This window comes from Acidovorax sp. sif0632 (assembly GCF_019218805.1).
Lineage (GTDB): Bacteria > Pseudomonadota > Gammaproteobacteria > Burkholderiales > Burkholderiaceae_C > Acidovorax > Acidovorax facilis.
Window position 1 is genome coordinate 772,921 of the sequence record NZ_JAHUWW010000003.1, and the last position, 18,720, is coordinate 791,640.

The window sequence follows — 18,720 nt, forward strand, 5'->3', positions numbered from 1 at the left end:
TTGGAAGGAAGCAGACAGTGCGTCAGAACTGCGATTGCAGCGCGGGGTACAGCGCGACAAAGCGGGCATAGCGTTCGGCCAGCTGGGCTTGTTGTGCGGGCTGTGGCATGAAGGTGGCGTCAGCGGGCAGGGGCTGGCACCAGTGGGGTTCGTCACCACCGCAGGCCATGGCCGCCAGGCGCGCGGCCCCCAGGGCGGCTGCGGCGTGCGCGCCCTGCGGGCGCTGCAGCGGGGTGCCCAACGCGCTGGCCAAGAGCTGCGCCCAGGGGTTGCTGCGGGCACCGCCACCGACCAAGGCCAGGGCTGCGTCATCCCGGCGGGCTGCACCACCCTGCCCGGCCCCGGCGGCACGCATGGCATTGAGGCCATCGAGCAGGCCAAAGCCCACGCCTTCCATCACGGCATAGGCCAGGTCCGCCGCTTCGTGCTCGGCCCGCAGGCCCATGAACACGCCGGTGGCAGCCGCGTTGTTGTGCGGTGTGCGCTCGCCACTCAGGTACGGCAAAAACAGCGGCGCCTGCGCCTGGCGGGTGGTGTTGAGGACGCTGACGGCGTCAGACAGTTGCGCCTCGTCGCCGCGCCCCGTGAGCCGGGTGACCCAGCCAAACGCACTCGCTGCACTGAGCATGACCGACATGTGGTGCCAGCGCTGCGGCAGCGCATGGGCAAAGGCATGCACGGCGCGCTCGGTGGCAGGCGCAAAAGCGTCCGTCACGCGAAAGACCACGCCCGAGGTGCCCAGCGACACAAAGCCCTGCCCCGCAGTACGGGCGCCCACGCCCACGGCACTGGCGGCGTTGTCGCCCGCGCCAGCAGCCACGACGATGCTGTCACCGAGCCCCCAGCGGCGTGCCACATCGCTGCGCAGTGTGCCGGTGGGCGTACTGCCCTCGGCCAGCGCCGGCATGTGCGAAACATCGAGCCCACAGGCTTGCAACATGGCCGGGCTCCAGGCGCGCGCCTGCACGTCCAGCCACAGCGTGCCCGATGCGTCGGACATGTCGCTCACTGCATCGCCGGTGAGCTGCAGGCGCAGCCAGTCCTTGGGCAGCAGCACGGTGCGGATCTGGTCAAACACGGCGGGCTCGTGCGTGCGCAGCCACAGCAGCTTGGGCGCGGTGAAGCCGGGCATGGCGAGATTGCCGGTGATCTGGCGCGAGGTGGGCACAGCCGATTCCAGCTGCGCACATTCGGCGCTGGCACGGCCGTCGTTCCACAAGATGGCCGGGCGCAGCACCTGGCCCTGCGCGTCCAGTACCACCGCGCCATGCATGTGGCCCGAGAGGCCGATGCCCCGCACCTGCGCCCACGCTGCGGGAGCCTGCGCGCGCAGTTGCGCCACGGCAGCCTCTAGGGCTGCCCACCAGTCGGCGGGGTGCTGCTCGCTCCAGGTGGGCTGGGGGCGCAGCTGGGGCACGGCGGCATCTGCCGTAGCGACCATAGTGTGCGCATCGTCCAGCAGCAGGAGCTTGACACCCGAGGTGCCTAAATCGATTCCGAGGTACATGGGTGATGGACAGATGTCAGTGATTCACAGTGAAAGCCATGGCCCGGCCTTTGCCTTTGGCGGGCTGCGTGAAGGGGTCACGCAACAAGGGCCTCCCCTCTCAGGGTGCAGATCCGGCCAGGGATCAGGAAGTCTTTCCAAACCTTCCCGCGCCCTGCTTGCGGTACTCGCTGGGCGTCATGCCCTTGATGTCCAGAAAGCGGCGGTTGAAGTTGGCCATGTTGTTGAAGCCCACGTCATAAGCAATGTGCGTGATGTAGCGCTCGGTCTCCATCAGTAGCTGGCACGCGCGGTTCACGCGCACCAGGTTCACAAAGTCGGTGAAGGTATTGCCCGTGGCGCGGCGGAAGAAGCGCGAAAAGCGGCTCTCCGTCATGCCCAGCTCTTGCGCCAGGTCGGCCGCCGACAGCGGGTCGGCCAGGTGGTCGGTGATGCGGCTCACGATGGCGTTGATCTGGTCGAGCTGGGTGTCGTTGTCCTCGCTTTGCAGCTGCGTGCTCGACAGCAGGCGAAAGTCGGTGCAGCGCGCCAGGTCGCTCATGAACTCACAGAAAGCGCCGAACCGGGCTAGCCCCTGGCGCGCCTTGATGCGGTGCCAATGCTCCTGCGCCTGCGCTTCCATGCCAAAGAACTCCACGCCGTGGCGCGCGCGCTCCAGCAGAGGCAGCACCTCCCGCAGCTCGGGGATGGTCTCGCTGCTGGCCACCAGCGGCGCGTGCGAGAACTGGATCACCAGGTCGCGCAGCGGCACGCCGCCTTCGGGCAGGTCCATGCTGATCCAGTTGTGCGGCAGGCGCGGCCCGGTCAGCACCAGGTGGCCGGGCTGGAACTGACCGATCCAGTCCCCCACAAACACCTTGCCAGAGGTGGCCGTGATCAGGTGCAGCTCGTACTCGTCGTGGTAATGCCAGCGCGCCAGCGGCGTGGGAAACCCGTGCGACAAGCAACGGATGAAGCCCGCCGTCTCGGGCGACTCGTAGCCCAGAGCGGGCGAGCGCACATAGTCGTGCTCCAGCTCGGGCTTGGTCTGGCGCGGGGCGATGGGCGTCTTCACGGTCATGGCGATAGTGGACTCAAATTACACCAGCATCAGACGCCTGTCCGCTCCGCCACAAAAGCCAACACGCGGGCATAGGCTTTGCGCAGCGCGTCCAACAATTGGGGGTGGCTGGCCATCTCGCCCCACAGGGTCGTGTCGGCCGCATAGGCCGCCACGGGGTCAGCAGCATCGCAGATGGCATGGGCCACTGCAGGGTCCATGGCCTGGTCCTGGTAGGTGTAGGGGATCTGCCCCGCATGCCAGCGCTGCAGGTAGGCCAGGAACAGCGCTGGCAGCATGGCCACGCTATCGAACGAAGCGTTGCGCGCGAGCTTGTCGCGGATAGTGGGCGCAATCATGCCGGGGATCTTGGAGAACGCATCCATGGCCACGCGCTGGTTGGTGTCGGCAATGGCGGGGTTGCCGAAGCGGTCCAGCACCACGTCGCGGTACTGCTCCAGGTTGATGGGGCATGGTTGCTCGGGCGTGTGGAGCACAGGGATCGCGTCGTCGGTGACGTAGTCGTAGGCCATCTGGCGAATGGCCGCGTCGTGTGTGCCTTCGTGGATGTACTGGTAGCCCGCCAGCGTACCCGCCCAGGCAATGCAGCTGTGGGTGGCGTTGAGCAGGCGGATCTTGGCCTCTTCATGGGCCTGCACCGACTGCACCATCTCGACACCGACCGTTTCCCACGCGGGGCGGCCTGCAATGAAGTCGTCTTCAATGACCCACTGGATAAAGCTTTCACCCATGAGTGCTGCCTTGTCGTCCCAACCCGTTGCAGCCTTCACGCGCTCGGCCACATCGGGCGTGGGGCGCGGCGTGATGCGGTCCACCATGGCGTTGGGACTCGTGGTGTTCTGCTCTACCCACTCTTTGAGTGGCGCATCGCCCAGCGCCTCGATGAACTGCAGCAGCCCGCCGCGCGAGCGGTCGCCGTTGTGGCGCAGGTTGTCGCAGTTCATCAGCGTCACGGCGCCCGCACCGGCTGCCCTGCGCGCGCGCAGGATGCTGACCAGGCCGCCGTAGATAGTGTGGCCTGCCTGGCCCGCCTTCACGGCCGCCAGGTCGGCGCGCAGGTCGGCAAACGTGGGCCAGTCGAGCTGGTTCTGGGCATCCAGGTAGTAGCCCGCTTCGGTCACCGTGAAGCTGATGATGCGCGTGGCAGGGTCGGCACCCATGGCAATCAGCGGGGCCAGGTCATCCTGGTAGGGGATCACCCGCTGGATCGACTCGATGACGGTGTAGTTGCGCTCGCCTTGGGGGGTGACGGTTTCGAGCGTGTAGCGCCCATCCTGCGCTTGCAGCGCCGCGATGGCATCGGCCATGTCGGGGCGCAGGTTGCCTGCGGCAATCGCCCACCGTTGGTCGCCCTGCTGTCGCAGTTCGTGGACATAAACGGCCTGGTGCGCGCGGTGGAACGAGCCCAGGCCCAGGTGCAGGATGAAATTCATGGTGCGTGACTGCGGGTTTCTAGAGATCAAAGTTCGTGGGCATCATCACGACGTCGCGGATGGTCATGCCGCGCGGGCGGGTGAGCATGAAGAGCACCACGTCGGCCACTTCGGAGGCCTCGTTGAGGCTGCCGCTGGCCTTGGCCTCGGCGAGCTTTTCCGCGGGCCAGTCGGCCAGCAGCGAGGTGATGACGGGCCCGGGCGAAATGGAGCCCACGCGGATACCGTGCTTGAAGACCTGGCGGCGCACGGTCTGCACGAAGCAGTTGACGGCCCACTTGGACGATGCGTAGACGGGCTCCCACGGCGTGGGGAAATGCGCGGCCAGCGAGCTGGTGACGATGATGTCGCCCGTGCCGCGCTCGATCATGTGGGGCAGCACGTTGTGCACGTTCTTCATCACCACGTTGACGTTCAGGTTGAGCATGCGGTCGATGGCGTCGGGGTCGGCATCCACCAGGTCGCCGCCCACATACAGCCCGGCGTTGGCGTGGAAGATGTCGAGTTGTCCCGCAATGGCCAGCGTGCGCGCAAGCAGGCTCGCACACTGCTTTGTGTCCAGCAAATCCAGCACCAGCGGCGACGCTTGGGCGCCGATGGCTGCGCAAGTCTTGTCCAGCGCTTTTTCATCGCGGTCGATAAGTACCACGTGCGCTCCAGCGTCGGCCATGGCCTTTGCACTGGCAAACCCGATGCCCGATGCAGCGCCGGTGACGGCGGCCACCTTGCCGTGCAATTCCCGGCCTGTGGTCACGGCGGTCATGCAGCTGCACCCGCGACAACACGGCCCGCAGGGTCGAACCAATGGGCGTGCGACGCGTCGATGTCCAGACTCACCGCATCGCCGGCGCGCAGGCCTGTGCGGTCGTTCTGGCGCGCCACAAACTGCGCGCCGCTGGGCGTGCTCACGTAGATCAGCGTCTCTGCGCCCAATGCTTCCACCAGGTCCACCTGGCCCGGCACCGGCGTCGCGCCGGTGTTGCGCACCGTGATGTTCTCGGGGCGCAGGCCGATGGCACCGCCCTCCGCCCCGGTGGGTGCCTGCTGTTGTACAGGCGATGGCAGCTGCGGCAGGGGCACCACATTCATCTGCGGCGTGCCGATGAACTGGGCCACGAACTGGTTGGCGGGCCGGTCGTACAGCTCCAGCGGCGTACCCACCTGCTCGATGACGCCGTCGCGCAGCACCACCACACGGTCGGCCAGCGTCATGGCCTCGACCTGGTCGTGTGTGACGTAGATGGTGGTGGCGCCCAGGTCGCGGTGCAGCTTGGCGATCTCCACGCGCGTCTGGCCGCGCAGCGCCGCGTCGAGGTTGGACAGTGGCTCGTCAAACAGGAACACCTTGGGCGCGCGCACGATGGCGCGGCCGATGGCCACGCGCTGGCGCTGCCCGCCCGACAGCTCCTTGGGCGTGCGCTGCAGGTACTGCGTGAGGTTGAGGATGCGCGCGGCGTTCTGCACCTTCTCGTCGATCACCTGCTTGTCCACCTTGGCGAGCTTGAGCGCAAAGCTCATGTTCTCGTACACGCTCATGTGCGGGTACAGCGCATAGCTCTGGAACACCATCGCCAAGTCGCGCTTGCTCGAGGGCTGGTCGGTGATGTCGCGGCCGTCCAGCATCAGGGTGCCGCCGTCGATGTTTTCGAGCCCCGCGATCAGCCGCAGCAGCGTGGACTTGCCACAGCCCGAGGGGCCGACGAAGACGATGAACTCGCCTTGCTGGATGGTGAGGTCGATGCCCTTGATGGCGCGGTGCTCACCAAAGAATTTCTCGATGCCGCGCAGTTGAAGGTAGGCCATGGAATCGGGTTCCTGAAATCTTGAAAACTAGGAGGAAAACTACGGCTTACTTGACCGCACCAAACGTCAGGCCCTGCACCAGCTGCTTCTGGCTGAACCAGCCAAAGACCACGATGGGTGCAATGGCCATCAGCGAGGCGGCGGACAACTTGGCCCAGAACAGGCCCTCGGGGCTGGAGTACGACGCGATCAGTGTGGCCAGCGTGCCAGCCTTGGCGGCGCTGAGGTTCAGGCTCCAGAAGGCCTCGTTCCATGACAGCACCAGGCACAAGAGCCCGGTCGATGCCAGGCCGCCCATGCCCAGCGGCAGCAGCACCAGGCGCACCTCCTGCCACAGCGTGGCGCCGTCCATGCGCGCGGCTTCCAGAATCTCGCGCGGGATGTCCTTGAAGTGCGAATACAGCATCCAGACCATGATGGGCAGGTTGGACAGCGCGAACACGATGATGAGCGCAAGCTGCGTATCGAGCAGGTGGCTCTTTTGCGCCAGCACATAAATGGGTACCAGCGCGCCCACGGCGGGCATCATCTTGGTGGAGAGCATCCACATGAGGATGTCCTTGGTGTACTTGCCCTTGAAGAAGGCCATGGCGTAGGCTGCAGGCGCTGCCAGCATGAGCCCCACCAAGGTAGAGACCACGCTGGTGATGACCGAATTCTTGGCGTACAGCAAGTAGTCGCTGCGCTCTTGCACCTCGTGGAAGTTTTCGAGCGTGGGGACAAAGAACAGCTGCGGCGGCACGGCGATGGCCTGCAACTCGGTCTTGAACGCCGTGAGGAACAGCCAACCCAGCGGGAAAAACAGCAGCAGGGCCACGCCCCAGGCAGCGGCAGTGCGCAGGGCCAGCAGGCCCAGCGGGAAGTTGGAGCGGCGTCGTTTTGTCGTTGTCATGAGCGTTGCCCCGTCTTACTTGTCAAGGTTCTTGCCGACCATGCGGATCAGAAACACCGCCGCGATATTGGCCAGCAACACTGCGAACAGCGCCCCGGCCGAGGCCACGCCCGCGTCGAAGTTGAGCAGCGCCTGCTTGAAGATCAGGAAGGTGACGTTGGTGCTCGCATCGCCCGGCCCGCCACCCGTGGTGGTGTAGATCTCGGCAAAGATGCTGAGCAAAAAGATGAGTTCGATCATCACCACCACGGCCACCGAGCGCGCCAGGTGCGGCACGTACAGGTAGCGCAGCTGCTGCAGGTAGTTGGCGCCGTCCATGCGCGATGCTTCCAGCTGTTCGTGGTTCATGCTCTGCAATGCGGTCATGAAGATCAGCGTGGCAAACGGCAGCCATTGCCACGACACCATGACGATCACCGAGAACAACGGGTGGTCCGTGAGCCAGTCCACCGGGGCCGCGCCGAAGAACATCCACACCTGGGCGAGCACGCCGTAGATGGGGTTCATCATCATGTTCTTCCACATCAGCGCGTTCACCGTGGGCATGACAAAGAACGGCGAGATCAGCAGCACCCGCACGATGCCCCGGCCCGCAAACGGCTCGTTGATGAGCAGCGCAATCGCAATGCCGAACACCACCGTGATGAGGATCACACTACCGAGCAGCAGCAGCGTGTTGACCACCGCCGTGCCGAACGAAGGGTCGGTGACGAAGAACTCAAAGTTCTCCAGCCCGGCAAAGCCGGTCTGGTCCGGCTGCATGAGGTTGTAGCGGATGAGCGAGAAGTAGATCGTCATCACCAGCGGCACGATCATCCACAGGAAGAGCGTGGCCATGGCAGGCGTGAGCAGCAGGCGGGGGAGCAGGCGGCGGTTCATGGAAGCCTCAGAAAATAGTCCAGCAAAAATAGGCGTTCAGTCGGCGACGCGAGTGGGCCGAGTCGGGGTCGCTGTACCGGAGCCGTACTCCCGTACGGCGAGGAACACCGGCCCCGGATCGGCCAGCGCAGTAGCCGAATGAATGCCTATTTGTAGTAGCCGGCCTTTTTCATTTCGCGGTCAGCCGACACCTGGCTGGCCTTGAGCGCGGCGTCCACCGTCGTCTTACCCGCCAGTGCTGCGCTCATCTGCTGACCCACCGCGATGCCGATGGCCTGGAACTCAGGAATGGCCGCGAACTGCACGCCCACATACGGGCTCTTGGGCAAGGTCGAATCCGTGGGGTTGGCCGAGTCGATGGCGGTCTTCTCTGCGGCGGCAAAACGCGCGGCCTTCTGGAATTCCGGCGAGGCGTAGGTGCTCTTGCGCGTGCCGGTGGGCACGTTGGCCCAGCCGTTGGTCTTGGCCACCAGCTGGATGTAGTCCTTGCTGGTGGACCAGGTGATGAACTTCTGCGCGGCGTCGACCTTTTTGGAACCAGCCGGGATGGCCAGATTCCACGACCACAGCCAGTTGGCGCCCTTGGGCGTGTTCATGGTGGGCGCCTGGGCAAAGGCCATCTGGTCGGCCACCTTGGATTGCTTGGGGTCGGCCACGAACGATGCCGCAATGGTCGCGTCCACCCACATGCCGCACTTGCCCGAGTTGGTCAGCGCCAGGATCTCGTTGAAGCTGTTGGCTGCAGAGCCGGGCGGGCCGTAGTTCTTGAGCAGGTCCACGTAGAAGTTGATCGCGTCCTTCCAGGGCTTGGACTCGAGCTGCGGCTTCCACTGCATGTCGAACCACTGGCCACCAAAGGTGTTGACCAGCGTGGTCAAGAACGCCATGTTGTCGCCCCAGCCCGGCTTGCCGCGCAGGCAGATGCCGTACACCCCGTTCTTGGGGTCGTGCATCTTGGCGGCCAGGTCCTTGATCTGCGGCCAGGTGGGACGCTCGGGAACCTGCACGCCCGCCTTGTCGGCCAGGTCCTTGCGGTACATGAGCATCGAGCTTTCGCCATAGAACGGCGCAGCGAACAGCTTGCCGTCGATGGACAGGCCGTTTCGCACGGCGGGCAGCAGGTCGTCCACGTCGTACGCAGCGTCGGTTTTCAGCTCCTGCAGCCAGCCCTTCTTGCCCCAGATGGGCGCCTCGTACATGCCGATCGTCATCACGTCGAACTGGCCGCCCTTGGTGGCGATGTCGGTGGTCACGCGCTGGCGCAGCACGCCTTCTTCCAGCGTGACCCACTTGAGCTTGATGTCGGGGTTGGCCTGCTCGAAGTTTTTGCTGAGCTTTTGCATCTCGATCATGTGGCCGTTGTTCACGGTGGCAATGACCAGCTCGGTCTGCGCGCTGGCGGCGCCGCACAGCGACAGGGCCAGTGCAGCGGCCAGGGCCAGGCGCTGGGGAGCAAAAACACGGGGGGAATGTGGCATCGGAATGTCTCCTTCGTAATTGGTATGGGATCGACCGTTCAACGCCAGTGCAGGCATACGGCATTGACGAACTGAACGATACCGATGCTGCAATGCTCGATTGGTACTCCAGATGCCTCCACAAATACTAATTTTCACCAGATACTCAGGATTTATACCTAGAGGTGTCAACAGGGTATCTAACCGACCAGGAAGAGAGGGGCCGGACCCCCAGCACGGTTAGTCGCGAATGCCCCAAATCACTATCAAATCAATAGCTTTTGGCGCTTATCTATCAAGCGGTAGAGGCCAATTTAATCCATATTTCGTGCACCAAGGCCCACCGGGGAAGACACCACTACCCCCTCCTCCATCCATTTGTCCGTCCGCCCACGGCAGCACTGCTCCCGTCAGAAATCCACCGTGGCAGAGAGAGTCACCGTGCGAGGACTTCCCACATACAGCCAGTTGCCGGAGCCGCTGGACCAGTAGTTGCGGTTGAACAGGTTGTCCACGCCCGCGCGCAGCACCAGCGGCCGGCCCCACGCCCGGGTCTTGTAGCGGGCACCGATGTCCCAGCGCGTCCAGCCCGGAATGCGCCGCAGATTGGCGGCGTCCACATGCTGCGCGCTGCTGGAGATCATGCGGGCCGACAGCGTCAGCCCCGGAACGGCAGCCACATCGTGGTCGCTGCCCAGGTTGAGCTGCCAGCGCGACACATTGGGTGCGGCGTTGCCGTTGTAGGTGCCGCCTTCGGTTTGGGTCAGCCGGGCATCGTTGAAGGTCACGCCGCCCAAAAGGCGCGTGCCCCGGGCCACCTCGCCAAAGACATTGAGCTCGACACCGCGGTTGCGCTGCTCTGCACCGACCTGGTAGGTGAACGTGCCATCGCCGTTGGACGCCACCAGCCCGCTCGGCTTCTGGATGTGGAACAGGCTCGCTGTGGTGCTGAAGCGGCCCCAATCGGCCTTCACGCCCACCTCCCGCTGCTTCGTCCGGACCGGCGGGAACACCTGCCCGGCGTTGGTGGTGCCCAGCGGCGCTGAATCGCCCTGAACCAGCCCTTCGATGTAATTGCCGTAGAGCGATACGTGCGGCTGTAGCTTGAACACCGCCGCCAGCGCCGGCGTTACCGCGTGCTCGTCGTACGCGGTGCTGCCTGCCCCGGTGGTGGTGTCGTACTTGACGACCTTCACGCGCTGGTAGCGGGCACCCAGGGTGACGGCCAGGCGGTCTTGCCACAGCGAGACGGTGTCTGACAGCGCCACAGACGGCAACTGTAAGGAATCGGTCTGTGGCGGCCGCGATGAGAAACCGTCGATGGACGGACGCGCGGTGGCCGCGGGCGCATACATGTTCGTGGCGAAGCTGTCGAAGCCGTAGTACTGCGCCGTGAAGCCGCTGTCCTTCTTCAGGTACGACGCATGCAGGTGGATGCGATGCGTGAGTTCGCCGGCACGCACCGTGCCTTGCAGGCCGCCTTGCACGGTGCGGTAGTTCGTCCAGTTGGGCCAGAAGTACGTGGTGGCCTGCGCATCGCCCTGCACCCTGGTCACGAACACGTCGGTGGCGAGGTAGCGAGACCGCGTGTGGCTGCCACCGGCCGCCGCAGAGAGCGTCCAGTCGGGGGTGAGGTCGTACTCGGCTTTGGCCAACAGGTAGTTGCTCTGCGACCTGGCGAACTCCCAGTCCTGCGCGATGCGATGGCTTGCCCGGGGCGGCCTGGGGATGTCGATGGCGTCGTCGATGCCAAAGCCCGCGGCGCCTTGCGGCGCTTCGTTGTTCATCGTCTGGTGGCCGGCATCTACCGAGGCCCGCAACTGGCTGCCCCGGTAGTCCACGGCCAGCGCCGCAGCGCCCAGCTCGACGGACTGGCCCTGGGTGGCGGTCTTCCCGTCACGGTAGACGCCGTTGAAGCGCACACCCCACTGGTGGTCGTCGCCGAACCGGCGGCCAACGTCCAGGTGGCCGCCCAGGTTGCCCTTGGACAGGTAAGTGGTGGTCAGGCGGGTCAGCGGCACATCGCCCGCCCGCTTGGGCACCAGATTGATGGCGCCGCCCACCGCGCCGCCCGCCCCAGGCGCCATGCCGTTGAGCAGCGCGTTGGGGCCCTTGAGCACCTCGACGCGCTCGGCCGCTTCGACCGCCACGGCACGGTTGGTGGCGATGCCGCCGATGCCGTCGAACAGCACCGAGTCCTGCACCGAGAAGCCGCGGATCAGAAAGATGTCGCCCCCCGCAGCAGCATTGGTCAGGCTGTAGGACACCGTGCGCACGGACGGGTCGTTGGCCAGCACATCGGCCACGGTGATCGCCTGCTGGTCCTGCATGAGTTCGGCCGTGTAGCTGGTGATGTGAAACGGCGTGTCCATCAGGCTCTGCTGACCCAGCAGGCCGACCCGGCTGCCCGTGGCGACCTGGCCGCCGGCATAGGCGGGCGGCAAATCGCCGGGCGCTGCCTCGGCGCTGGCCGTCACGGTGACCGCGCCCAGGGTGGCGGCATCGCTGAGCCGGGGTGCCTGCGCTGCAGGGCGCGATGCCTCGCGCAGCGTGAAGACGCCGCCCGTGGCCTGCCGCAGCTCCAGCCCCGAACCCGCCAGCGCGCGGCGCAGTGCCTCGGGTGCATCGAAGCGGCCCCGTACAGGCGCCGCGTTGCGGCCTTCCACCAACTGCGCATCGGCGGTGAGGGCCAGGCCTGCGTCGCGCGCGATGCGGTTCAGGGCAGCCCCCAATGGCCCGGCGGGCAGGTCGTAGTCACGCACCGCCGCAGCGCTGGCCGTGGCCGCGGGGGTCTCTGCCGTGGCTGGCTGTGCAGCCACCGCAGAGGCCGCCAGCGCCATCAGCAGCGCCGCAGCGCAGGGGTTCAGCGGAAAAGGGAGAACAGCAGAGGGCATGGGTCAGGCTCCGAAACGGGTCACGTCAGAAAAGAGGGGCAACCGCGCGGATGCACGGTCTCTGTCTGATTGCCGAACGGGTGCCGAAAAGTGAGAGGGGGCCGGGACAATTTCTTTTTCGGGCCGGCATCGTTGGTGGATGGGGTGCCAGCTGGCAGCGGCGATCTGGGTTGATCTGCTTCGGCGGGTTGATCTGGGTTGATCTGGGTTGAACTGAATGGAAACGTCGATCAGCCGCACCAAGTCGCTCATCTTTTTATAGCTGCCAGCGCCTACCCATCAAGCGGTAGCGGCCGATTTTCTCTATATTTTCATCCTCAGGGCGCAGCACGCGGCTTGAGCATGACCCACCAGCGTGTGGTCCAGACCTCCTCCACCGGCACGGCCGCGGTCAGCGCCAACAGGGCCTGGTCGGTGTCCGCCAGGGGCAGCGTGCCCGTCACGCGCAACCCGGCCACACGGGGGTCGACACCCAGGTGGCCGACCCGGTGCCGCGCCAGCATGGCCACCACCTCGCCCAAGGGTTGGTTGTTCACGACCAGCATGCCGTCCTTCCAGGCGTCGGCATCGGGTGGGGCCACCCACGGGTCCACCCGCCCGCCCTCCAGCCGTGCGCCCTGCCCGGCCGACACGATGCGCTCGGCAGCGCACGGCTCGGACGCTGCTGCCGCACAGCTCGCCGGGCGGGCCGCAACGGCCGACTGGGTGACGGCAACCTCGGTGGCGGGCGCGCCGCTGCCCTGCGCCCCATCGCTGCCAGCAGCTGGCGCCTGTGGCCAGCGGTGCACGGTGAAGCGGGTGCCCAGGGCGCGCAGGCTGCCGTCCTCGGTCAGCACGACGAACGGGCGCCGCTCAGCCGGGTCGGCATGGCTGGTTTCCACGGCCACCTCGCCCGCGCGCAGGTGGATGGCGCGCTGGTCTTGGCTGAACACGACATCCACGGCACTGCGGGTGTTCAGGTGCAGCACGGTCAGGTCGGGCAGCACGATGGTGCGGCGCTCGCCGGTGGCGGTGCGGTGGTCGGCCAGCAGTTGGCCCGCGGGCTGGTAGCGGTCCAGCACCAGCACGCCGCAGGCCACCGCCAATGCCAGGCCCAGCACGGCGCCCGCCACACGGGCAGGACGGCGCCGGCGCGGTGGCAGCAGCAACGCTGCGCGGGCTCCGGGACCTGCGGCGGCGCGGGCCAAGTGATGGTCGATGTCGCCCAGCTGGCGCCAGGCGCGGGCATGGTCGGGGTGTGCGGCCAGCCAGTCGGCCAGGGCTTGGGCGTCCGCCGGCGAGATGGCGCCCTCTCCCTGGCGCAGTTGCCAGCCGATGGCGGCCTCCAGCACGGCAGGCGGCACGGGATGGTCGTCGCCTGTACCACCAGGTGGGCCGCCCATTGTCCAGCCCGCACTGCTCACGCCGCGCCGCCAAAACGCAGGTGGTAGGCGTGGCGCATGGCGTTGGCCAGGTACTGGCGCACGCGGGGCACCGACACCTGCAGCTGCTCGGCAATCTCTGCATGCGTGAGGCCATCGAGCCGGTTCATGAGCCACGCTGCGCGCGTCTTGGGCGTCAGGCCCTGCAGCAATGCATCGACCGCGTGGAGCATCTGCACGGCGGCCAGACGCTCTTCGGGGGATGGCTGCAGCACCTCGGGCTGCAGGGCCAGGTCTGCCAGGTAGGCGCGCTCCAGTTCACCCCGGCGCCAGAAGTCCACCAGCAGCCCGCGTGCCACCGTGGTCAGGTAGGCGCGCGGCTCGCGCATCGCGTCGGGGGCGATGGCGGTCGGCCGTGCGAGCAGGCGCACGAAGGTGTCCTGCGCCAGGTCGGCCGCATCGTCGGCACAGCCGAGCCGCCGGCGCAGCCAGGACTGCAGCCATCCGTGGTGGTGGCTGTAGAGCGCGTGCAGGGGATGAGCGGCAGACATGGCGTGACGGCCTTTTTGAGAATGATTCTCGATTATAGAAACACATTCCCGCCCAGATCCTGGGCACGCCACCACGCGGACAGGTCGGCTGCGAGCTCAGCGCCGCGCGTTTTCCATCATCGTGGCAACGTGGGCCGGCAGGGTCTTCGGGGTCCCCAGGTCCTGCACGTCCCATTCCTCCCCGCCGGTCAGCAGCCATACGCGTACCGTGTCGGTGGCGGCGTGGATCACGATGGCGGCGGCCGCCGTGTCGCCTGCGTCCGGCCGGTTGCCGGTGATGAAGAGCATGGAGCCGTCTTGCCGCAGCGGCCCACTCACCTGCAGGTTGTCCAGCAGCACGTTGTAGTTGGCGAGACCGAGCAGCCCACGCAGCCGCTCGGCCAGCGGGCCGGCACGCAGGAAGTCTGAGCCCCCGACCGGATAGTTGCCTACCTGGGTTTGCAGGTTCCCCCAGGGATTGGCGGGCGCGGCAGGTACGTCGTTGGGCACAGGACGCGCGACCTTGCGCGGCGCAGTGGGCGCGGTGGGTACCGTACCCACGCAACCCGGCAGCAGCACCGCCAACGCAAGAGCGGCCAGCACGGCGCGTGACAAAGGGGCTGGAGAGACAGGGCGCATGATCGGGGGCTTCTTTCTAGAAAGGGCAGCTGGGCGAAAAGGTCTGCGAGCTTAGCCGGTTCCAGCCGGCAGCCGCCCCCCTAAAATCGCGTCTTTCGCCTTCCAACCGCCATGACAGAACACGCCCGCCCCGTCCGCTCACAATACGAAGACTTCATGCGCCACGTGTTCACCCATGGCGTGGACAAGTCGGACCGCACGGGCACCGGCACCAAGAGCGTGTTCGGCCACCAGATGCGGTTTGATTTGAAAGAAGGCTTCCCGCTGGTCACCACGAAGAAGGTGCACCTCAAATCCATCATCCAGGAGTTGCTGTGGTTCCTCACGGGGTCGAGCAACAACAACTGGCTCAAGGAGCGCGGCGTGACCATCTGGGACGAATGGGCGCGAGAGGACGGCGACCTGGGCCCGGTGTACGGCGTGCAATGGCGCAGCTGGCCCACGCCGGACGGCGGCCACATCGACCAGATCAGCGACGTGATCAATACGCTCAAAACGAATCCCGACTCGCGCCGCATCATCGTGAGCGCCTGGAACGTGGCCGAGCTGCACAAGATGGCGCTCATGCCCTGCCATGCGTTCTTCCAGTTCTACGTGGCCCCGGCACAAGAACCCGGCGGGCGCGGCACGCTGAGCTGCCAGCTGTACCAGCGCAGCGCAGACATCTTCCTCGGAGTGCCCTTCAACATCGCCAGCTATGCACTGCTGACCCACATGGTGGCCCAGCAGTGCGACCTGGACGTGGGCGACTTCATCTGGACCGGCGGCGACTGCCACATCTACAGCAACCACCACGAGCAGGTGCAGACCCAGCTGGCGCGCACGCCCTACCCCTACCCGGTCTTGAACATCAAACGCAAGCCCGACAGCATCTTTGACTACGAGTACGAAGACTTTGAAGTGCTGGACTACCAGTGCCACCCCGCCATCAAGGCTCCTGTGGCCGTTTGATCAGCCGACACCCCTCTTTGGTACCCCATACCTCTTGAGTCCCAAGGGCAGAGTCAACAGCGCCTTGCCCGCTTCCACCCAACACCACGAGCTTTTATCCATGTCTTCCGGCGGATTTCACGTACACGGCCCCCACGACCACGCGGTGGAGCATGCCACCCACGGCGACCACGCTGCAACGCATGGCACCGACAGCAACTCGTCGATGAACAAGATCGCCATGTTCACCGCCATCGTGGCCACGGTGGGTGCTATCTTTGCCTACATGGGCGGCGCCACGCAAGCCAATGCCGGCCTGCTCAAGAACGACGCAGCCATCAAGAAGACCGAAGCATCCAACCAGTGGAATTACTTCCAGTCCAAGAGCACCAAGCAATCCCTGGCCGAACTGGCCCGCGACCTGGCGCCCGACGACCGCAAGGCCGGCTACCAGACCAAGGTGGAGCGCTACGAGGCCGAGAAAAACGAGATCAAGGTGGTGGCCGAAAAACTCGAAGCCGACGCCCATGAGTTCGACCGCAAGAGCGAGGCCCAGATGCACCAGCACCACCGCTGGGCACAGGCCACCACGGCGCTGCAGGTGGCGATCGCCCTGGCCGCCATTGCGTTGCTGACCAAGAAAAAATGGCTGGAGTACGGCATGTACGGCGTGGCTGCCGTGGGCCTGGGCGTGGGCGCCCTCGCCGCCTTGCATATCTGAAACAAGGAGGCCCCACCATGCCCCTGCACCTCATCTACGCCCGCGCCGCAAATGGCGTCATTGGCAAGGACAACACCATCCCATGGCACATCCCGGAGGACATGGCGCACTTCAAGCAACTCACGCAGGGCTGTGCCGTCATCATGGGCCGCAAGACCTGGGACTCATTGCCCCCGCGTTTTCGCCCCCTGCCCGGCCGCACCAACATCGTGGTCACGCGCCAGGGCGACTGGCAGGCCGAGGGCGCCGTGCGCGCCACCAGCCTGCAGGATGCGCTGCAGCAGGCACCTGCCGATCAGACGGTGTGGGTGATAGGCGGCGCGCAGATCTACGCCGAGGCCCTGCCCCTGGCCGACCGCCTGGAAGTGACCGAGATCGACCAGGATTTCGATGGGGACGCCTACGCGCCCACGCTGGGTGCGCCGTGGACAGAATCCGCACGCAGCCGCCACGTCAGCACCAAGGGGCTGCCCTTCAGCTTTGTGACCTACGTGCGCGCAGGTTGACACGGCGCCGGAACGCAAAGCTCTTCAATTGATAGCACTTAGCGCTTATCCATCAAGCGCTGGAGGCCAAAAAAATGCAAATCGCCACCTGGAATGTCAATTCCCTCACCGTCCGCCTGCCCCAGGTGCTGGCTTGGCTCGCGGCCAACCCGGTCGATGCGCTGTGCCTGCAAGAGCTCAAGCTCACTGACGACAAGTTTCCGCACGACGCGTTCAAGGAGGCAGGCTATGAGGCCGTGACCTTTGGCCAGAAGACCTACAACGGCGTCGCTATCCTGAGCCGCCACGCCATGCGCGACGTGGTGCGCAACATCCCCGGGCACACGGACGAGCAGGCCCGCGTCATTGCCGCCACGCTGGACACGCCCGACGGGGAACTGCGTCTGGTGAACTGCTACTTCGTGAACGGCCAGGCCCCGGGATCGGAGAAGTTTGCCTACAAGATGCTGTGGCTTGCGGCGCTGCATCGCTGGCTGCGTGAAGAACTGCTGGCCCACCCGCGCCTGGCGCTGCTGGGTGACTTCAACGTAGCGCCCGAAGACCGCGACTCGTTCGACCCGGTGGGGCTCAAAGACACCATCCACCACACGGTGGAAGAGCGTCAGCATTTCCAGGACCTGATTGCCCTGGGCCTGACAGACACCTTCCGCATGTTCGAGCAGCCCGAGAAAAGCTACTCATGGTGGGATTACCGCATGCTCGGGTTTCAGAAGAACCGGGGGCTGCGCATTGACCACATTCTGGTGAGCGATGCACTGCGTGCGAGTGTGACCGCCTGCACGGTAGACCGCGCCCCCCGCAAGAACCCACAACCCAGCGACCACGCGCCCGTGGTGCTCACCATGACGTAACAACCCCTTGACGACGCAGGCCGTGCGGCAACAAGCGGACGCCCGGCATACACAAAAGGCTGCAAGGAAAATCCTTGCAGCCTTTTGTTATTGGGGAATCGGCGCGCAAGAAAGCTGCGCCCAAAAATCCCTATGGCCTATGGCCTATGACTTGCGACGCGCCGGGGGCCCCTGAACGAAACCCCAGCGCGCAAGCTGTGCCCTATCAGCTATTGGCGAACGTGTCGCGCAGGCCACGTACTTCATCGTGGTTGCGCTGCGCGCCCTGCGACTGGCGCTCTACCAGGGCCCGCACATCCAGCGGCAGGGTGGCCTTCAGGGCCTTGCGGTAACGGGCCACGGCAGCGTCCTCGCCGCGTTCGCATTCCTGCAGTACGGCCTTGTCGTCGTGCACCGACAGGGCGGATTTCACCGACACCCAGCCGCGGTGCAGCGCGCCAGCCACGGTGCCGCCTGAAGCAGGCTCGCCCCCCAGGCGACGCACCTCGTGCTCCAGTTCGACAGCGGCGGCCGCACATTCGCGCGCATGGCGCTGGAACACGCTCTTGAGCTGGGCAGAGTCGGCATGCTCGGCGCAGGCGGTGAAGCCGTATTCGCCATCGCGAGACGACTCCAGCAGGTCGTTGAGCACATCCACCACGTCTTCGTTGTCCACGACATCCATGGGGCGGTCGTCGTTCAGGCTGGAGCGCGATACCCGTTCCCAGGCGGCGCGGGCGGCGGGGCGGGCATCCGTCCAGGCCAGGCCGTCCGAATGGCGCGCCCGCCAGTCATCGGCCAGGCGGGGTTCCACCGCCTCAAAATCGCCTTCATAGCGGCCCACCGACGACCAGCCCAGTTCGTAGGCAGGGCGGTATTGTTCGTAGGTGCGACCACCCACGTAATAAGGCTCGCGGTGGAAGCTTTCGCGCCAGTAGGCATCTTCCTCGGTGGGGTTGACAGCCTCGGCGGCGGCCTTGCCCGCCAGGCCGCCGGCTACCGCACCGGCCACGCCACCAATGGCTGCGCCGACCGGGCCGCCAAAAGCGCCCGCAGCGGCACCCGCAGCGGCGCCACCCAGGGCAGCACCGACCCCGGTTCCGACAGGGTGGGAACCCGGTTCATTGGTCAAAGGGTCACGGTTGGCATCGTTGAAATCCGACATAGAAGCTCTCCGGTTGGTTGACAGTGCCTTCATTGTTGAAGTCACTCCCGGAGGGCTGGGTCGGCCCAAGGAGGGCCTGCTTGTAGGACATTGGGAGGTGTGCCTGCCCCGGC

The 18,720-nt window shown here is 65.8% G+C and carries 17 protein-coding genes; 4 read left to right on the forward strand and 13 right to left on the reverse strand.

The features are described 5' to 3' along the window. Positions 1 to 22 precede the first annotated feature (22 nt). The 12 genes from xylB to KW832_RS13610 all read right to left on the reverse strand — a co-directional run bounded on the left by xylB (position 23) and on the right by KW832_RS13610 (position 14,455). Positions 23 to 1,507, reverse strand: coding sequence for a xylulokinase (gene xylB / locus KW832_RS13555; protein ID WP_218300348.1), 1,485 nt, complete (start codon positions 1,505 to 1,507; stop codon positions 23 to 25). Between the two features lie 124 nt (positions 1,508 to 1,631). Continuing rightward, the gene (locus KW832_RS13560) at positions 1,632 to 2,567 is read right to left on the reverse strand and encodes an AraC family transcriptional regulator (protein WP_055402746.1); all 936 of its coding nucleotides are present in this window, start codon (positions 2,565 to 2,567) and stop codon (positions 1,632 to 1,634) included. Between the two features lie 29 nt (positions 2,568 to 2,596). Then, positions 2,597 to 4,000, reverse strand: coding sequence for a D-arabinitol 4-dehydrogenase (gene dalD / locus KW832_RS13565; RefSeq protein WP_218300350.1), 1,404 nt, complete (start codon positions 3,998 to 4,000; stop codon positions 2,597 to 2,599). Positions 4,001 to 4,019: 19 nt separating this feature from the next. Then, positions 4,020 to 4,763, reverse strand: a complete 744-nt coding sequence (locus KW832_RS13570) for an SDR family oxidoreductase (protein WP_218300352.1) — start codon at positions 4,761 to 4,763, stop codon at positions 4,020 to 4,022. Beyond that, a complete protein-coding gene (locus tag KW832_RS13575) occupies positions 4,760 to 5,803 on the reverse strand; it encodes an ABC transporter ATP-binding protein (RefSeq protein ID WP_218300354.1) in 1,044 nt (347 codons plus the stop codon). The genes KW832_RS13570 and KW832_RS13575 overlap by 4 nt, the downstream gene beginning before the upstream one ends. A gap of 46 nt (positions 5,804 to 5,849) precedes the next feature. Further along, the gene (locus KW832_RS13580) at positions 5,850 to 6,695 is read right to left on the reverse strand and encodes a carbohydrate ABC transporter permease (protein WP_056067136.1); all 846 of its coding nucleotides are present in this window, start codon (positions 6,693 to 6,695) and stop codon (positions 5,850 to 5,852) included. Positions 6,696 to 6,710: 15 nt separating this feature from the next. After that, positions 6,711 to 7,574, reverse strand: a complete 864-nt coding sequence (locus tag KW832_RS13585) for a carbohydrate ABC transporter permease (protein WP_218300355.1) — start codon at positions 7,572 to 7,574, stop codon at positions 6,711 to 6,713. A gap of 146 nt (positions 7,575 to 7,720) precedes the next feature. After that, positions 7,721 to 9,052: a sugar ABC transporter substrate-binding protein gene (locus KW832_RS13590; protein ID WP_218300356.1), complete on the reverse strand. Its 1,332-nt coding sequence runs from the start codon at positions 9,050 to 9,052 to the stop codon at positions 7,721 to 7,723. Between the two features lie 389 nt (positions 9,053 to 9,441). Next, positions 9,442 to 11,925 carry a TonB-dependent receptor gene (locus KW832_RS13595; protein ID WP_218300357.1) on the reverse strand — a complete coding sequence of 828 codons (2,484 nt, stop codon included), beginning with the start codon at positions 11,923 to 11,925 and terminating at the stop codon, positions 9,442 to 9,444. A gap of 317 nt (positions 11,926 to 12,242) precedes the next feature. Beyond that, the gene (locus tag KW832_RS13600; RefSeq protein WP_218300358.1) at positions 12,243 to 13,307 is read right to left on the reverse strand and encodes a FecR domain-containing protein; all 1,065 of its coding nucleotides are present in this window, start codon (positions 13,305 to 13,307) and stop codon (positions 12,243 to 12,245) included. Positions 13,308 to 13,324: 17 nt separating this feature from the next. Continuing rightward, positions 13,325 to 13,837: a sigma-70 family RNA polymerase sigma factor gene (locus KW832_RS13605; RefSeq protein ID WP_121420580.1), complete on the reverse strand. Its 513-nt coding sequence runs from the start codon at positions 13,835 to 13,837 to the stop codon at positions 13,325 to 13,327. Positions 13,838 to 13,933: 96 nt separating this feature from the next. Beyond that, positions 13,934 to 14,455: a hypothetical protein gene (locus KW832_RS13610; protein WP_218300359.1), complete on the reverse strand. Its 522-nt coding sequence runs from the start codon at positions 14,453 to 14,455 to the stop codon at positions 13,934 to 13,936. 111 nt (positions 14,456 to 14,566) lie between these two features. Here KW832_RS13610 and KW832_RS13615 point away from each other — a divergent pair, with 111 nt between their 5' ends. The 4 genes from KW832_RS13615 to xth all read left to right on the forward strand — a co-directional run bounded on the left by KW832_RS13615 (position 14,567) and on the right by xth (position 17,463). After that, positions 14,567 to 15,406 (forward strand): thymidylate synthase, encoded by an 840-nt coding sequence (locus tag KW832_RS13615; RefSeq protein ID WP_055400413.1) that lies wholly within the window; start codon positions 14,567 to 14,569, stop codon positions 15,404 to 15,406. Between the two features lie 100 nt (positions 15,407 to 15,506). Continuing rightward, positions 15,507 to 16,106: a DUF4337 domain-containing protein gene (locus KW832_RS13620; RefSeq protein WP_218300360.1), complete on the forward strand. Its 600-nt coding sequence runs from the start codon at positions 15,507 to 15,509 to the stop codon at positions 16,104 to 16,106. A 17-nt stretch (positions 16,107 to 16,123) separates the two neighbouring features. After that, positions 16,124 to 16,612: a dihydrofolate reductase gene (locus KW832_RS13625; RefSeq protein WP_055400409.1), complete on the forward strand. Its 489-nt coding sequence runs from the start codon at positions 16,124 to 16,126 to the stop codon at positions 16,610 to 16,612. Positions 16,613 to 16,686: 74 nt separating this feature from the next. Next, positions 16,687 to 17,463 (forward strand): exodeoxyribonuclease III, encoded by a 777-nt coding sequence (gene xth / locus KW832_RS13630; RefSeq protein ID WP_218300361.1) that lies wholly within the window; start codon positions 16,687 to 16,689, stop codon positions 17,461 to 17,463. Between the two features lie 205 nt (positions 17,464 to 17,668). Here xth and KW832_RS13635 read toward each other — a convergent pair whose 3' ends face one another. Next, a complete protein-coding gene (locus KW832_RS13635; RefSeq protein WP_055397175.1) occupies positions 17,669 to 18,607 on the reverse strand; it encodes a PA2169 family four-helix-bundle protein in 939 nt (312 codons plus the stop codon). Positions 18,608 to 18,720: the final 113 nt, after the last annotated feature.

Excerpts from the sequence above, each read along its gene's own strand:
- xylB (WP_218300348.1), bottom strand. The coding sequence starts at position 1,507 with ATGTACCTCGGAATCGATTTAGGCACCTCGGGTGTCAAGCTCCTGCTG.
- KW832_RS13560 (WP_055402746.1), bottom strand. The coding sequence starts at position 2,567 with ATGACCGTGAAGACGCCCATCGCCCCGCGCCAGACCAAGCCCGAGCTG.
- dalD (WP_218300350.1), bottom strand. The coding sequence starts at position 4,000 with ATGAATTTCATCCTGCACCTGGGCCTGGGCTCGTTCCACCGCGCGCAC.
- KW832_RS13570 (WP_218300352.1), bottom strand. The coding sequence starts at position 4,763 with ATGACCGCCGTGACCACAGGCCGGGAATTGCACGGCAAGGTGGCCGCC.
- KW832_RS13575 (WP_218300354.1), bottom strand. The coding sequence starts at position 5,803 with ATGGCCTACCTTCAACTGCGCGGCATCGAGAAATTCTTTGGTGAGCAC.
- KW832_RS13580 (WP_056067136.1), bottom strand. The coding sequence starts at position 6,695 with ATGACAACGACAAAACGACGCCGCTCCAACTTCCCGCTGGGCCTGCTG.
- KW832_RS13585 (WP_218300355.1), bottom strand. The coding sequence starts at position 7,574 with ATGAACCGCCGCCTGCTCCCCCGCCTGCTGCTCACGCCTGCCATGGCC.
- KW832_RS13590 (WP_218300356.1), bottom strand. The coding sequence starts at position 9,052 with ATGCCACATTCCCCCCGTGTTTTTGCTCCCCAGCGCCTGGCCCTGGCC.
- KW832_RS13595 (WP_218300357.1), bottom strand. The coding sequence starts at position 11,925 with ATGCCCTCTGCTGTTCTCCCTTTTCCGCTGAACCCCTGCGCTGCGGCG.
- KW832_RS13600 (WP_218300358.1), bottom strand. The coding sequence starts at position 13,307 with ATGGGCGGCCCACCTGGTGGTACAGGCGACGACCATCCCGTGCCGCCT.
- KW832_RS13605 (WP_121420580.1), bottom strand. The coding sequence starts at position 13,837 with ATGTCTGCCGCTCATCCCCTGCACGCGCTCTACAGCCACCACCACGGA.
- KW832_RS13610 (WP_218300359.1), bottom strand. The coding sequence starts at position 14,455 with ATGCGCCCTGTCTCTCCAGCCCCTTTGTCACGCGCCGTGCTGGCCGCT.
- KW832_RS13615 (WP_055400413.1), top strand. The coding sequence starts at position 14,567 with ATGACAGAACACGCCCGCCCCGTCCGCTCACAATACGAAGACTTCATG.
- KW832_RS13620 (WP_218300360.1), top strand. The coding sequence starts at position 15,507 with ATGTCTTCCGGCGGATTTCACGTACACGGCCCCCACGACCACGCGGTG.
- KW832_RS13625 (WP_055400409.1), top strand. The coding sequence starts at position 16,124 with ATGCCCCTGCACCTCATCTACGCCCGCGCCGCAAATGGCGTCATTGGC.
- xth (WP_218300361.1), top strand. The coding sequence starts at position 16,687 with ATGCAAATCGCCACCTGGAATGTCAATTCCCTCACCGTCCGCCTGCCC.
- KW832_RS13635 (WP_055397175.1), bottom strand. The coding sequence starts at position 18,607 with ATGTCGGATTTCAACGATGCCAACCGTGACCCTTTGACCAATGAACCG.